Raw genomic sequence first — 12835 nt, 5'->3', positions numbered from 1 at the left:
ACTATGGAAATACGGAAACTCCTACTAGGCGCTTTATGCCTGGTTTTCTTTACAGTACATGCACAGGCGCAGGCGCCCGAAACAGAAACTTTGGAAGAGTATGCTACCCCTGGCGTAATAGGCATGGGCAAAAGCCGTGGCGTCATTATAGGGTATGAGCGCCTGCCGGATTTTGGCATCGATTCGGAGTCTGAAGACCCGCGGCTGGGCGATGGCAGCGGACAGGTGCGGCGGCATAACAAGTTCTTTGTGAAGGCTTACGCGCCTCTGGTTAACAAGCCGCAGTCTAAGCTTATCCTAGGCTTCGATTATCAGCTGGAGGAGTTTAACTTCGAGAACCTTAATGAGAATTCATATGATCTGTATCGGTACCTGGAGGACAAAAACCTGAAAAGTATAGGCTTGCAGCTGGCCTACCTGCACTCCCTGAACGAGCGCAACTTCTACCTGATTCGGATAAAAGGAGAACTCAACGGGGATTATACGCGAGATAACATCAACATACCGGATTACCTAAAGGCAACTATAGACGTGGCTTATGGCTGGAAAAAAACGCCGACCTATGCCTTGGGCGTGGGTCTGCAACTGGGTTATACGTATGGCCGGCAGAGCATTTACCCAGGTGTCTTGTTTAATAAAACCTTCAACGATAAGTACGGGGTAGAATCGATATTTCCGGCGAATGCCCGTTTGCGCTACAATGCCAACGAGAAAACGCTTTTCTATGCCGGTTACCGCTTGGAGGGTGCTAGCTACGATATTTTTGCCGATGAAACCTCGCTCTCGCAGTTTGGGGAGGTTGAGTTTAGGCGCACCGATATCAAAGGGCTGCTGCGCATGGAGCGCGAGATCTACGACTTTGTATGGTTTGCCGTTGAAGGTGGTTTCCGGCAGTACTACCGCAACCGCCTGTTCGATGAGGTCGGCTCCCGCGACGAGCTGATCACCAACGACCTGAAAGGCGCCGCGTATGTTGGCGTAGAGCTATACCTGGTGCCGCCACGAAAGTGGGCGCAGCGCCAAGCTCAGTAACCTGGCAAGCATAAGTATAAACCAGAAAGGGGGCCGGCTATACAAACGTATGGTCGGCCCCCTTTCTGGTTTTAAGAGTATGTAATTTGCCTGCTATTCCGTAGGCTTGCAACTGGCATCTAAAGTGGTAGGCACCATGTCGCGGAGGTAATCGTAAATGGCATATTGCGCGCGCATGGCGGTTGGTGTCTCGGCCTTTATGTAGCTGTTGTCCACGCTGCGGGTTTTGGTGTCGTCGGCTAATTGCAACTCAATAATGTGGCGGATCTGCGCGGCCAGTTCGGGCTGGTAAATCGGGAAGGCCACCTCTACGCGGCGGTTCAGGTTTCGGGTCATCCAGTCGGCAGAGGCAATGTATAGCTGCTCGTCGCCGTTGTTATGGAAGATATACACCCGGGCGTGCTCCAGGTAGCGGTCCACGATGCTGCGCACCTCAATGTTCTCGCTGATGCCTTTTACGCCTGGCATAAGGCAACAGATACCTCGCACCAGCAACTGAATTTTAACGCCTGCCTGGCTAGCACTGTACAGCTTCCTGATCATGCGCTCATCCTGCAGCGCATTCATCTTCAGAATCATACTTGCGGGCAAGCCTTTTTTTGCGTTCTTAATCTCGCGATCAATCAGCTTCACAAAGTTCTGGCGCATATTTAGCGGGGCCATCAGTAGGTGCTGGAAGGTTTTGTTGGGTTGCCGATCAATGAAGAAATTAAACACCTGCTCTACATCTTTGGTAAGGCGCTTATCGGAGGTAAAGAGAGCGTGGTCTGCATAAATCTTTGAAGTATCCTCGTTGTAGTTACCGGTGCTCAGGTAGGCATAGTTTACCAGTTTGCCTTTCTCGTTGCGGGTGATCAGGCCCAGCTTGGAGTGAACCTTTAGATCAGGCACCCCGAAAATAACGTTGGCCCCAGCTTTCTGCAGCTTTCCTGCCCAGAAGATGTTAGACTCCTCATCGAAGCGGGCCTTAAGCTCTACCACTACCGTTACAAGCTTGCCATTTTTAGCGGCTTTGGCCAGCGCCTTGGCTATCTTCGATTTGTCGGCTACGCGATACAGCGTGGCGCTCATGGCGGTAACTTTCGGGTCTTCGGCGGCTTCCTCAAACAGGCGCAGCACATAGTCAAACGACTGGTAAGGATAGTGCACCAGGTAATCCTTCTCCTTCATGGCGGCCAGCAGACTGTCGGCTTTCTCCAGTTCGGGGTGCACCAAAGTGGGCTGCAGGTCATACTTCAGCTCTGGAAGGTTAAAATCCGGGAACTGAAAGAAATCGCGGAAGTTGTGGTACTTGCTGCCCTCTACCAACTCTGCCTCGGTTATGCCGGTGTGCGCCATCATCATGTCCAGTAAGTCCTGCGGCGTCTGCGGGTCGTAGAGGAGGCGAGCCGGGTAGCCGGTTTCACGTTTCTTCAGACTGTTGTGGATCTTGGCCATCAGGTTGCCCGATACTTCTTCCTCAATATCCAGCTCGGCATCACGGGATACTTTTACGGCATGGGCATCAAAGACTTTATATTGCGGGAACAGGCGTGGCATACAGAAACGGATCACATCGTCTATAAACATCACATAGCGCTGCTCGTTTACTGTAGGCAGTTTTACAAAACGGCTGCCGTGCTTCTTGGTAGGGATCTCCAGCATGGCAAAACGCTCCGGCTTGCAATCGCTTTCGGCAGGCTCCCACATCTTCACGCCCAAGTACACGGTCTGGTCTTTCAGGAAAAGGTGCGTCTCGGTTTCGTCGAGGATAATGGGTAGCAAGAGCGGCTCCAGCGTTTCCTCAAAGTAATCCTTCACCCAGGCTTCCTGCTCGGCGTTCAGGTCGTTCTCGGTAAGCATGTGGATGTTTTGTTCACGCAGGTCCGCCAGGATTCCCTCCCGGAATACCTGCCCGAACTCCTGCTGCTGCCTGTGCACCTCCGCCATAATTTGGTCCAGGGTTTCAGTGGGGTCCTCCTCCAGTTTTTTACGGGTTTTCTCTTTTAGTTTAATGAGGCGCTTCAGGGTAGCGACACGTACCTTAAAATACTCGTCGAGGTTAGAGGAGAAAATTGCCATAAACTTAACGCGCTCCAGCAAGGGTACGGTTTTGTCTTTGGCTTCTTGCAGTACTCTGTAATTGAAGGCGAGCCAGCTAAGCTCTCGGTTTATAAACGGATAGCCTGCCGTAGCCAGCTGCTCCTTGTGGGTTTGTTTATCCATGGTAAATTAATGATTTGTGCCAAAGCCCGTGGCTCCGGCGAAAGGGTTACTTGTGGTTCTTCGGGAAGTCGTAGAACAGTAAGGTAGCATTGTCTTTGGAGATCTCTTTCCAATCGTCGCAGTTAAAGCTGAGGCCCGTAACACCGGCAGTGGGCATGCTGTGCACCGGCTCTGGCGAGAGCAGGTTAGCAAAGTCGGAGATGGCCTCGTTGTGGCCTACCAGCAACAGTGTATTTACCTCGGCAGGGGCTTCCTGAACTACCTCCAGCAGGTCCTCTTCATCGGCGCCGTAAACGCGGGTGTCTACGGTAATGTCGTCTGCATCGTAGTCTAGCTCTTTGCCTACCAGCGTGGCCGTGCTAATTGCCCTGACCGCCGGGCTGGAAATAATAAGGTCTGGAGTAACGCCGCGGGTTGCCAGCTCATGGCCCATAAGGGGCGCATCATGGCGCCCACGCTTGTTCAGCGGGCGGTCATGGTCACTGAGTTCGTCGAATTCCCAGCTCGATTTAGCGTGCCTAAGAATGTATAGGGTTTTCATACGTTTGGTTTGTTGCATGTGCCGCTTGCAGTTACTTAAATCCGCAAGTATGGCTTTGCTTCTTACTGAAAGTATGGGTAAATAGTTGTGTGGCGGCAGTTAAGTACGTGTTAAGATGAGGCAGCAGCTAGTGTTAGCTAAAAAAGAGAAGCCCGTGACTGCAACAGCAACCACGGGCTTAAACTATACTTAGCGAAGTAAGCACCTAAACGTTGTTCGGATACCGCTGGAAGTGTATCTCGGCCACACGGCGCTGTAGCTCTTCGCGCAGGGCATCAATATTCAGCTTATCAGTAGCGGAAATAAACATTGCCGGGGCATGTTCTTTGGCCATGTATGTCGCTTTTAAATCGTCAATGGATGGGCGGGCTGCCATGTCTTCCTCTGCAAGCTCCTCCTGGCGCATAGCCAGGTATTGATCTATTTTATTGAAAACCAGAAGCACAGGTTTCTCGGCAGAGTTAATGTCCTTCAGCGTTTCATTTACCACGGCAATATGGTCCTCAAACGACGGGTGCGATACATCCACCACGTGCAGCAGCAGGTCGGCCTCACGTATCTCATCCAGAGTAGATTTAAACGACTCGATGAGCTTGGTTGGCAGCTTCCGGATAAATCCTACTGTGTCGGAGAGCAGGAAAGGCACATTGTCGAGCACAACCTTACGCACGGTGGCATCCACGGTGGCAAACAGCTTGTTCTCGGCAAACACCTCTGATTTAGAGAGCAGGTTCATCAGCGTAGATTTGCCCACGTTGGTATACCCTACCAGCGCCACGCGCACAATGCCTGCACGGGCTTTACGCTGCTCGAAGTTCTGCTTCTCAAACTTCTTCAGGCGCTCACGCAACAAAGATATCTTGTCGCGCACAATACGGCGGTCAGTCTCGATCTCAGTCTCACCCGGTCCCTTCATACCAATACCACCCTTTTGCTTGGATAAGTGCGTCCAGAGGTTAGTAAGGCGCGGCAGTAGGTATTGGTACTGGGCAATCTCGACCTGAGCGTGAGCCTGGGCGGTTTTGGCGCGCAGGGCAAAAATGTCAAGTATAAGTAAGCTGCGGTCCACGATTTTCACCTGCAGCTCGCGCTCAATGTTGCGCACCTGCGAGGGGCTCAGATCATCGTCGAAGATAACCATGTCGATCTGGTGCTCCTTTACGTAGGCATTTATCTCGTCCAGTTTGCCGCTGCCCACATAAGTTGCGCGGTCCGGCTTATCCAGCTTCTGTATAAAGCGCTTTACGGTCTGAGCACCGGCAGTCTCAGTTAAAAAGGCAAGTTCGTCCAGGTATTCCTGGGTTTGCTCATCGGTTTGGCGATAGTTAGGTACGGCCACCAGCACGGCAGTTTCCTGCGGCTTGGAGGTTTCGAAGAATTTCTTTTTAGCCATTCATTATTTTTTTAACGTCATGGTATAAGCGGCCAGCGCCTCAGCTTCCTCATCAGAAAGCTGGCTGCCAAAGGCAGGCATCAGGCCGCGACCATTCTCGATTACGTTGAGGCGATCTTTTAGGCTGAGATTGCTGATGTGTAAGTCGGCTGCTCCGCCCAGGCCTTTGGCGCCATCGGCACCGTGGCAGGTTTCGCAGAGCTGTGTGTAAACGGCTTTCGCGTTTGCCAGTTGCGCCTCGCTCATAGCTGCCACAATCTCCTCGTGCGCCACCGCAGACTCGCTAAGCCCGGCATCACTGGCCTCTACGGCATCCGTTTCTGGTGTTTTGTCGGCCTTCGGGCTGATGGTAGCGTTCTCTACCGGGCCCGGTTTTTTCATGGTCAGGCTTTTGGTTTCGGCCACGCCATACACATACAGGAAAATCAGCAGCGAAAGTATGGCCATCACTTTGTTTTCACGCTTGATGCCCACAATGCCGATCGGGATGGCGATTAGCACCAATACTACTTTCGTGATAAGCCAGCCCGGTACGCCGTTGTAGTTAAACAGCAGGTAGCCACCCGTAATCAGGATCAGCGTGCCAAAGATTATATCCAGCACTTTGGTTTTATTGCGTGCTTTTGCCAGTGTTTCGCGTTTGTTGAGGAGCAGCAAAACAGTTTTGAACGTGAATAGGAGCAGGAATAATACGACTACCAGTACGTGCGTGTGCAGAAATGCGACAGTTGCTTGCATGTTGTTATACGTTGTTTTATCAAAGTTGGAAGAATGGATGCAATTTACTCTAAATTTTCCGATGCTACTGCAAAATGGCTAACTTACGGCTTTTTAGGCAGGCAGTTATTTAGGCTGTGTTGCGCATCATCCGTAATCCATACTTTAAATCATGGACCACAAACTTTTCCCGATTGAGGGGTTGGTAGAGTTTCAGCCACGCGTTTTTCGCGATGAACGAGGCTATTTTTTGGAGACGTTCAGCCTGAAATGGTTTGAGCCGCTGGGCATTAAGCCTGTTTTCGTGCAGGATAACCAGTCGGTATCGGCAAAGGGCGTGCTGCGCGGGCTGCACTTCCAGAAACCGCCACATGCGCAGGGTAAACTAGTGCGCGTTTCCAGCGGCAGAGCCTTAGATATAGCTGTTGACCTGCGCAGAAACTCACCTACGTTTGGGCAGCATGGTTCTTGTGTGCTGGATGCTGATAAACACAACCTCTTCTACATTCCGGAGGGTTTTGCGCATGGCTTTATGGCGTTGGAGGATAACACCACCTTCCTGTACAAGTGCACCGATTTTTATGCCCCGGAAACGGAAGGCGGCATACTTTGGAACGACTCGGCCCTGGGTATAGATTGGGGCATCGCCGAGCCGCTGGTGTCGCCGAAAGATGAAGTGCTACCGCTGCTGCAGGATTTCAGCTCACCATTTTAGGGAGACACTAGACGCTAGATTTTAGGCGTTAGATATTAGATATTAGAGAAAAGGCCAGAAGCGGTTTAACCGCTTCTGGCCTTTTCTCTGTTCATAGAAGTTATACTTGCTTATTGCTCTACGTCTAGCTTTTCGACCAGTGTCTCCAGGCCCATACCCCGAGAGCCTTTAATCAGGATGTAGCTTTCTGCGATCGGGTTCTTGCGTAGCCAGGTTTCCAACTCCGGCTTTGTCTCGAAGTATAAAAAGTTCTCGTTTACCTCTGCGCCATACTTTATATCCTTACCGCAAAGTATAACCGTATCAAAAGGCTGCTCTGCTACTACCTCGCCCAGTGCGCGATGCTCGGCCTCACTCTCGGTTCCCATCTCAAACATATCGCCAAGTATAACCACCTTCTTTGCGGCATTCATACTTCCGAAGTTGCGCACGGCGGCGGCCATAGAGGTTGGGTTGGCGTTGTAGGCATCCAGAATGATGGTGTTGCTGCCCTTTTGCAGTACCTGCGAGCGGTTGTTTACCGGGCTGTAGTCGGCAATGGCCTCGTTTGCTTTTGCCAGAGACACCCCGAAAAACTTGCCGATGCAAGCCGCCGCGGCCATGTTCTCGTAGTTGTAGCTGCCCACCAGTTGCGTATGCACCACGCTTCCTTCCTCATCCTTGTACACCACGTATGGCGAGGCTTCCAGCAGTTCGCTGTGGTAATAATCGCCGGGGGTAGGGTAGGTAACCTTGTTCGTGATGCGGCGGCTCATGCGCATGAGGTGCTCGTTGGCAGTGTTCACGAAAACGGTGCCGTCATACGTGTCCAGGTGCACGTAAAGCTCGCTTTTGCCACGGGCCACGCCCTCCAGACTGCCGAAGCCCTCCAGGTGCGCCTTGCCGATGTTGGTGATCAGGCCATGCGTGGGCAACGCGATGCTGCAAAGCGCGGCAATCTCACCGATGTGGTTGGCGCCCATCTCGATAATGGCCATTTCATGCTCCGGGGTAATGCGCAGCAGCGTGAGCGGCACCCCGATGTGGTTATTGAGGTTGCCCTGTGTGTAAAGCGTGTTATACTTCTGGCTGAGCACAGCGTGCACCAATTCTTTGGAGGTGGTCTTGCCATTAGAGCCCGTAATGCCGATGACCGGGATGCTGAGCTGGCGGCGGTGATGGCGTGCCAACTCCTGCAGGGCCTGCAGCGTATCCTCCACTACAAACACATTGTCGGAGGCCATGCTGGCATCATCCACCACGGCAAAGCGTGCGCCTTTTTCCAGTGCCATCGTAGCGAACTTGGCGCCTTTAAAGTTCGGGCCGTTCAGGGCGAAAAACATACTTTGCTCCTGGTCGGCGCGGGAGTCGGTGCTTACGTGGCGACACTCCAGGTACTTTTGGTATAGAAACTCGATGCTGTTCTGCATGAAATGCGTAATTTTAACTTAGTCAGGATGCTTAAGGGAGGCGCTGCAGCGTTTATACTTTACGGCGGCACTCCTGGCGGCAATATACATTCTATTAAACAAAAACGACAGTACCCCGGCCTGCGTTCATCAAATAGAACCCTTACGTGCATGAAGAAAATTTTTACCCTGCTGTTTATACTTGCCACCACCCTTACCGCCACGGCGCAGCAAGATCCGCTACGCTTCCAGATGAGCCAGGCTATACCTGTTTCGGTGGAGAGCAAAGCGCTGAAAGACCCTTGGAGTGGCGGCCTTAACACACCCCAATTCTCTACGATAGACCTGAACCAAGACGGGCAGGAAGACCTGTTTGTGTTCGACCGCCAGTTGCAAAAGGCCTTTACCTGGCTGGCCGTGCAGGAAAACGGGCAGTGGCGCTATACGTACGCCCCGGAGTATGAGGCTTTTTTCCCAAAGGATCTTACTTACTGGGTGCTGCTCCGCGATTATAACTGCGATGGCCTGAAGGATATTTTTACCAGCTCGCCGCTCGGTATACAGGTGTTCCGGCAGGAGCAGGCCGCCAAGGGCAAGCTTAGCTTTTCGTTAGCAACGGATGCACTGCGCTATAACTCAGGCAGGGTTAACATGCAGATGAACAGCGCCGATGTGCCCGCTATTACTGACATTGACGGCGACGGCGACCTAGACGTGCTGCTGGTGGAGTTCTCGCAGGGCTTTTTCCTGGAGCTTTACCGCAACGTGCAATCCGAAACAAACCAGCCCTGCGGCACGCTAAGCTTTGTGCAGCAAACCGATTGGTGGGGCGGAATTACCGAGTGCGAGGGCTGTAACAACTTTAAGTTTGGGGAATACTGCGCCGGCTACGAAGGCGAAAGCGTTGCCTCGCCCATGCACTCCGGCCACGATGGCTCTTCTCTATTGTTGCTGGATACCGATGCCGACGGCGACAAAGAACTTGTGATGGGCGGCGTGCAATGCGAGGACTTGGCTATTTTTGACAACAAGGGAAACAGCGGCAACGCCGTGATGACGGGTTTTAACCCGCTCTACCCAGTCGTAAAACCTGCCAACTTCAACATCTACCCTGCTGCCTATTACGAGGACGTTACTTTCGATGGAGTGCCCGACCTACTGGTGGCACCGCAGGCGTATCAAGATATCTGGAATATGGATTTTGAGCGATCCAACTGGCTGTACCAAAACCAGGGCGCCACAGACCAGCCGCAATTTAATTTTGTGCAGGACGATTTTCTGCAGAACCAGATGATTGACCTGGGCGAGGGCGCTTTCCCGGCTTTTGCCGACATGGATGCAGACGGCGACCTGGACATGCTGATAGGCAACGCAGCGGATTACCGAAACAAGCGCTATGGTGCCTCGCTCAGCTTTTACCGCAACACCGGCACTGCCACCGAGGCAACGTATGAACTTGTTACCAATGATTTTCTGGGCCTGCACGCGCAGCAGGTTTATAACCTGAAACCCGCGTTTGCCGACATAAACGGCGATGGCACCACCGACCTTATACTTACCTTTAAAGGCTTGCAGGCGGGCTCTACACGGATTGCTTATCTGCAAAACCTGGCTAAAAAAGGACAACCCGCCGTTTACGACCTGGCTTACCTGCAAACCTTACTGAAGGTGGAGGATGGCTCCTCGCCGGCTTTCGCGGACCTCGACAACGATGGCGACCTGGACCTTATACTTGGGAAAGCCGCCAGCAACCTGGAGTTTTACCGCAATACAGGTTCTATTACCGCTCCGGCCTTTACCCTGGAGGATAGCAGCTTCGGTGGCATCAATTTTAATTTTACGCGCCGCTTTTTGTACCCTGCCGTGCACGACCTGGATGGCGACGGAAACTTTGACCTGCTAACCGTGGATGAGTCGGGGGAGCTGCGCATCTACCGCAACATCACACAGGATCTAAACGCCACGTTTACCGCCGAAACTGAGGTGTTGGAGAACAAGCTAACGGAGCAGGTACAGGCCACGTGCTTAGGCTTTGGGCTAAGTATAACCGTAGCCCCACTGGGCGGCGAGAACAAGCTTTACCTGGCACTGGGCAGCAAAGGCGGCGGTTTATACTTGCTGGAGCAAACGGCAGGCAATGTCGCCAACCCTGAAACCAATGGCTTAACGCTGCAAGTATACCCCAACCCATACCTGAAAGCAGGCGAGCAGCCCGTGCGTGTGCAGGCATCAGAGCCGGTACAAGTAGAAATGTATGATATGGTGGGCAAGCGCGTATTAGAGAGCACTGGCAAGTATAGCCGCAGCCATACCTTAGCGTTGCCAGCCTTGCAGTCGGGGGTTTACATTGTGCGGGCCGTATCCGAAACCGGAAAGCATACTTCTGCCAAACTGATGGTGTACTAATGCAGGCTTTTTTATACTTTGATTTGACGGATTCCGGTGCCTACCAGAAACCCGTGGTAGCGCAGGTGCGGCAGGCGTTCCCCAACATAGCAGTGCTGGACCTGGATACCACCTCTGATGAGCTTTTGCAGCACTATGCGCGCCGCATGCTGCGCGAGGCAACGCAAAGCATTGTCTGTATAAAAGCGGATGAAAGCACCAAAAACCTGGGCAGCCTGATGCCTTTGCTGGAAGAGATTTTCCGGAAAGGGCCGCAGCGTCTGGTGATTTTAGAAGGCGAGCACGCCCGGCTGCGAAGAATGTTTGATGCCAGGCCGCATGTGCGCTACTTGAAAGTTGAGCCAGGGCAGGTGTTGGAAGAAGTTAAGCGGTTTCTTAGCTCAGTAGCGTAAAGCCGTCTGCATCCAAATGCGCTGGGAAAGCCTCCCGAAACGCATCCAGCTCCGTTTTGCTTAGCTGCAACGTATGAATGCCTTCGGCTTCGGAAGTATCCAGCAGGTGGTGGCCTTTGGGGTGAATGATGGCAGAGTCGCCGGAATAGGGGTGGTTGTTGCCGTCGGTGCCCATGCGGTTCACGCCCACTACGTAAGCCAGGTTCTCGATGGCGCGGGCCTGTAGCAGCGTGCGCCAAGGCAAACTGCGCACTTTAGGCCAGTTGGCTACGTACAGTAGCAGGTCATAGGCGTTGTGGCTGTTGCGGCTCCATACCGGGAAGCGCAGGTCATAGCAAACCAGCGGGCATACTTTCCAGCCTTTTAGCTCTACAATTAACCTCTCCTGGCCAGGGCTGTATGTATGGTGCTCTTTGGCCATCCGGAATAAGTGCTTTTTATCATACTTGGTATAACTGCCATCGGGCCTAACCCAGTACAAACGGTTGAAGTGTTGCTCTCCCTCGCGCACCATCACGCTGCCTGTTAGCACAGCGTCATACTTCCGGGCTTCTTGCTGCATCCAGGCAAGTGTGGTGGTATCAGCCTTTTCGGCGAGCCTTTCCGCATCCATACTAAAGCCAGTGGTAAACATTTCGGGTAGCACAATCAGGTCGGTTTTGGGCTGCGCTGCTTCCAGCTTTTGGCTGAACATGTGGCGATTCGCCAATGCATCCTGCCAGTGCAGGCTGGTTTGTATGATTGTTACACGTAAGTTCATCGGAAGTATGATTCTTAAATTTAAAAGTTAAGCGCGTCGCTTGCCCCGTTGCATCTCCAAAAACTAATGGTCTCCTAGGTTTATACTTTGGCAAGCCGCTCGCCGGCAGCTTTCAGGGTTTCCTCGCTTTTGGCAAAGCAGAAGCGCAGGTACTTATTGTCGGTCTTGTCGTGATAGAAAGCTGAAACAGGTATAGCTGCCACGCCGGTTTCTGTAGTGAGGCGGCGAGCAAACTCCAGATCATGTTCTGCAGTAATGTTGCTATACCTGGCCAACTGAAAATAGGTGCCCGCCGAAGGTATAAATTCGAAACGAGATGCTTGCAGCTGTGCTATAAAATAATCGCGCTTGGCCTGGTAGAAAGCCGGCAACTCCAGGTAATGCGCCTCCTCATCCATAAAATCGGCGATGGCCAATTGCAGAGGCGTAGCTGTACTAAATGTTATGAACTGGTGCATCTTGCGCAGCTCGGCGGTAAGCGGAGCAGGAGCCACGGCATACCCAATTTTCCAACCCGTTGTGTGATACGTTTTGCCAAAGGATGATACTACAAAGCTGCGCTCCCGCAAGCCCGGATGCTGCAACACGCTGTAGTGCTCCTGCTCGTCAAAAACCATGTGCTCGTATACTTCATCGCTCAGCACGAGTATGTCGGTGCTATTAATCAGGTTTGCCAATATGTCCATGTCTTGCCTGGTAAGTATGGCGCCAGTAGGGTTATGCGGCGTATTAATGATAATGAGCCGGGTACGGGAAGAAAGTCGTTTTTTCACCTGGTCCCAATCCACCGAGAAATCTGGCAAGGCCAGCGATACAAAAACAGGCACGCCGCCGCACAAACGTATAACAGGCACATAGCTATCATAGCAGGGCTCCAGCACCACAACTTCATCGCCGGGCTTTACAACGGCAGTAATGGCTGCATGCAGCGCCTCGGTGGCCCCAGAGGTTACCGTTATCTCTGTTTCCGGGTCTGGTTGGTAGCCGTAGAGTTTCCCGGTTTTCAAGCTGATTTGATGGCGCAGTTGCGGCATGCCGGCCATGGGAGCGTATTGGTTAAAGCCTTCGTGCATATACTTTGCCGCTAGCTGTACCAGTTGCTCCGGGCAGTCAAAATCGGGGAAGCCCTGCGAAAGGTTAATGGCCTGGCTGGCATTGGCCAACCCAGTCATCACCGAAAAAATACTGGAGCCAATATCAGGGAGTTTGCTTGTAGGGTATGATATCATATGGTACGTATAAGATAGCGCGAGGCCAAGTATAACCTAAACCTAAGTTAGCGCTTT

The 12835-nt window shown here is 52.5% G+C and carries 11 protein-coding genes; 4 read left to right on the top strand and 7 right to left on the bottom strand.

What is annotated here, in order from left to right:
- Positions 1-3: 3 nt before the first annotated feature.
- Positions 4-1032 carry a DUF6268 family outer membrane beta-barrel protein gene (locus D1627_RS09615; protein ID WP_119432041.1) on the top strand — a complete coding sequence of 343 codons (1029 nt, stop codon included), beginning with the start codon at positions 4-6 and terminating at the stop codon, positions 1030-1032.
- A gap of 93 nt (positions 1033-1125) precedes the next feature.
- Here the strand turns inward: D1627_RS09615 and ppk1 are convergent, their stop codons facing one another.
- From ppk1 to D1627_RS09595, 4 genes are all read right to left on the bottom strand, one after another.
- Positions 1126-3237, bottom strand: a complete 2112-nt coding sequence (ppk1, locus tag D1627_RS09610; protein ID WP_119432040.1) for a polyphosphate kinase 1 — start codon at positions 3235-3237, stop codon at positions 1126-1128.
- A 46-nt stretch (positions 3238-3283) separates the two neighbouring features.
- Positions 3284-3778, bottom strand: a complete 495-nt coding sequence (locus tag D1627_RS09605; RefSeq protein ID WP_119432516.1) for a SixA phosphatase family protein — start codon at positions 3776-3778, stop codon at positions 3284-3286.
- A 205-nt stretch (positions 3779-3983) separates the two neighbouring features.
- Entirely contained in the window at positions 3984-5171 is a 1188-nt protein-coding gene (gene hflX / locus D1627_RS09600) for a GTPase HflX (RefSeq protein ID WP_119432039.1), read from the bottom strand.
- A 3-nt stretch (positions 5172-5174) separates the two neighbouring features.
- Positions 5175-5909 carry a SirB2 family protein gene (locus D1627_RS09595; protein WP_119432038.1) on the bottom strand — a complete coding sequence of 245 codons (735 nt, stop codon included), beginning with the start codon at positions 5907-5909 and terminating at the stop codon, positions 5175-5177.
- Between the two features lie 151 nt (positions 5910-6060).
- Here D1627_RS09595 and rfbC point away from each other — a divergent pair, with 151 nt between their 5' ends.
- Positions 6061-6603, top strand: coding sequence for a dTDP-4-dehydrorhamnose 3,5-epimerase (gene rfbC / locus D1627_RS09590; protein ID WP_119432037.1), 543 nt, complete (start codon positions 6061-6063; stop codon positions 6601-6603).
- 110 nt (positions 6604-6713) lie between these two features.
- Here the strand turns inward: rfbC and D1627_RS09585 are convergent, their stop codons facing one another.
- A complete protein-coding gene (locus D1627_RS09585) occupies positions 6714-8012 on the bottom strand; it encodes a UDP-N-acetylmuramoyl-tripeptide--D-alanyl-D-alanine ligase (protein ID WP_119432036.1) in 1299 nt (432 codons plus the stop codon).
- A 150-nt stretch (positions 8013-8162) separates the two neighbouring features.
- On the opposite strand from D1627_RS09585, the gene D1627_RS09580 reads away from it, so the two are divergent.
- Entirely contained in the window at positions 8163-10397 is a 2235-nt protein-coding gene (locus D1627_RS09580) for a T9SS type A sorting domain-containing protein (protein WP_158607167.1), read from the top strand.
- On the top strand, positions 10397-10789 hold the full coding sequence (locus D1627_RS09575) for a hypothetical protein (RefSeq protein WP_199688411.1): 393 nt from the start codon (positions 10397-10399) through the stop codon (positions 10787-10789). Before D1627_RS09580 ends, D1627_RS09575 begins: the two co-directional genes overlap by 1 nt.
- On the opposite strand, the gene D1627_RS09570 is transcribed toward D1627_RS09575, so the two are convergent.
- Complete coding sequence (locus D1627_RS09570) at positions 10773-11549, bottom strand: amidohydrolase (protein ID WP_119432034.1); 777 nt, start codon at positions 11547-11549, stop codon at positions 10773-10775. The two genes, D1627_RS09575 and D1627_RS09570, sit on opposite strands and share 17 nt — an antisense overlap.
- Positions 11550-11629: 80 nt before the next feature.
- Positions 11630-12778 carry a methionine aminotransferase gene (locus tag D1627_RS09565; protein WP_119432033.1) on the bottom strand — a complete coding sequence of 383 codons (1149 nt, stop codon included), beginning with the start codon at positions 12776-12778 and terminating at the stop codon, positions 11630-11632.
- Positions 12779-12835: the final 57 nt, after the last annotated feature.

The organism is Pontibacter oryzae (assembly GCF_003576375.1).
Classification (GTDB): domain Bacteria; phylum Bacteroidota; class Bacteroidia; order Cytophagales; family Hymenobacteraceae; genus Pontibacter; species Pontibacter oryzae.
This window is presented reverse-complemented; position numbering and strand designations above follow the sequence as displayed.

Excerpts from the sequence above, each read along its gene's own strand:
- D1627_RS09615 (WP_119432041.1), top strand. The coding sequence starts at position 4 with ATGGAAATACGGAAACTCCTACTAGGCGCTTTATGCCTGGTTTTCTTT.
- ppk1 (WP_119432040.1), bottom strand. The coding sequence starts at position 3,237 with ATGGATAAACAAACCCACAAGGAGCAGCTGGCTACGGCAGGCTATCCG.
- D1627_RS09605 (WP_119432516.1), bottom strand. The coding sequence starts at position 3,778 with ATGAAAACCCTATACATTCTTAGGCACGCTAAATCGAGCTGGGAATTC.
- hflX (WP_119432039.1), bottom strand. The coding sequence starts at position 5,171 with ATGGCTAAAAAGAAATTCTTCGAAACCTCCAAGCCGCAGGAAACTGCC.
- D1627_RS09595 (WP_119432038.1), bottom strand. The coding sequence starts at position 5,909 with ATGCAAGCAACTGTCGCATTTCTGCACACGCACGTACTGGTAGTCGTA.
- rfbC (WP_119432037.1), top strand. The coding sequence starts at position 6,061 with ATGGACCACAAACTTTTCCCGATTGAGGGGTTGGTAGAGTTTCAGCCA.
- D1627_RS09585 (WP_119432036.1), bottom strand. The coding sequence starts at position 8,012 with ATGCAGAACAGCATCGAGTTTCTATACCAAAAGTACCTGGAGTGTCGC.
- D1627_RS09580 (WP_158607167.1), top strand. The coding sequence starts at position 8,163 with ATGAAGAAAATTTTTACCCTGCTGTTTATACTTGCCACCACCCTTACC.
- D1627_RS09575 (WP_199688411.1), top strand. The coding sequence starts at position 10,397 with ATGCAGGCTTTTTTATACTTTGATTTGACGGATTCCGGTGCCTACCAG.
- D1627_RS09570 (WP_119432034.1), bottom strand. The coding sequence starts at position 11,549 with ATGAACTTACGTGTAACAATCATACAAACCAGCCTGCACTGGCAGGAT.
- D1627_RS09565 (WP_119432033.1), bottom strand. The coding sequence starts at position 12,778 with ATGATATCATACCCTACAAGCAAACTCCCTGATATTGGCTCCAGTATT.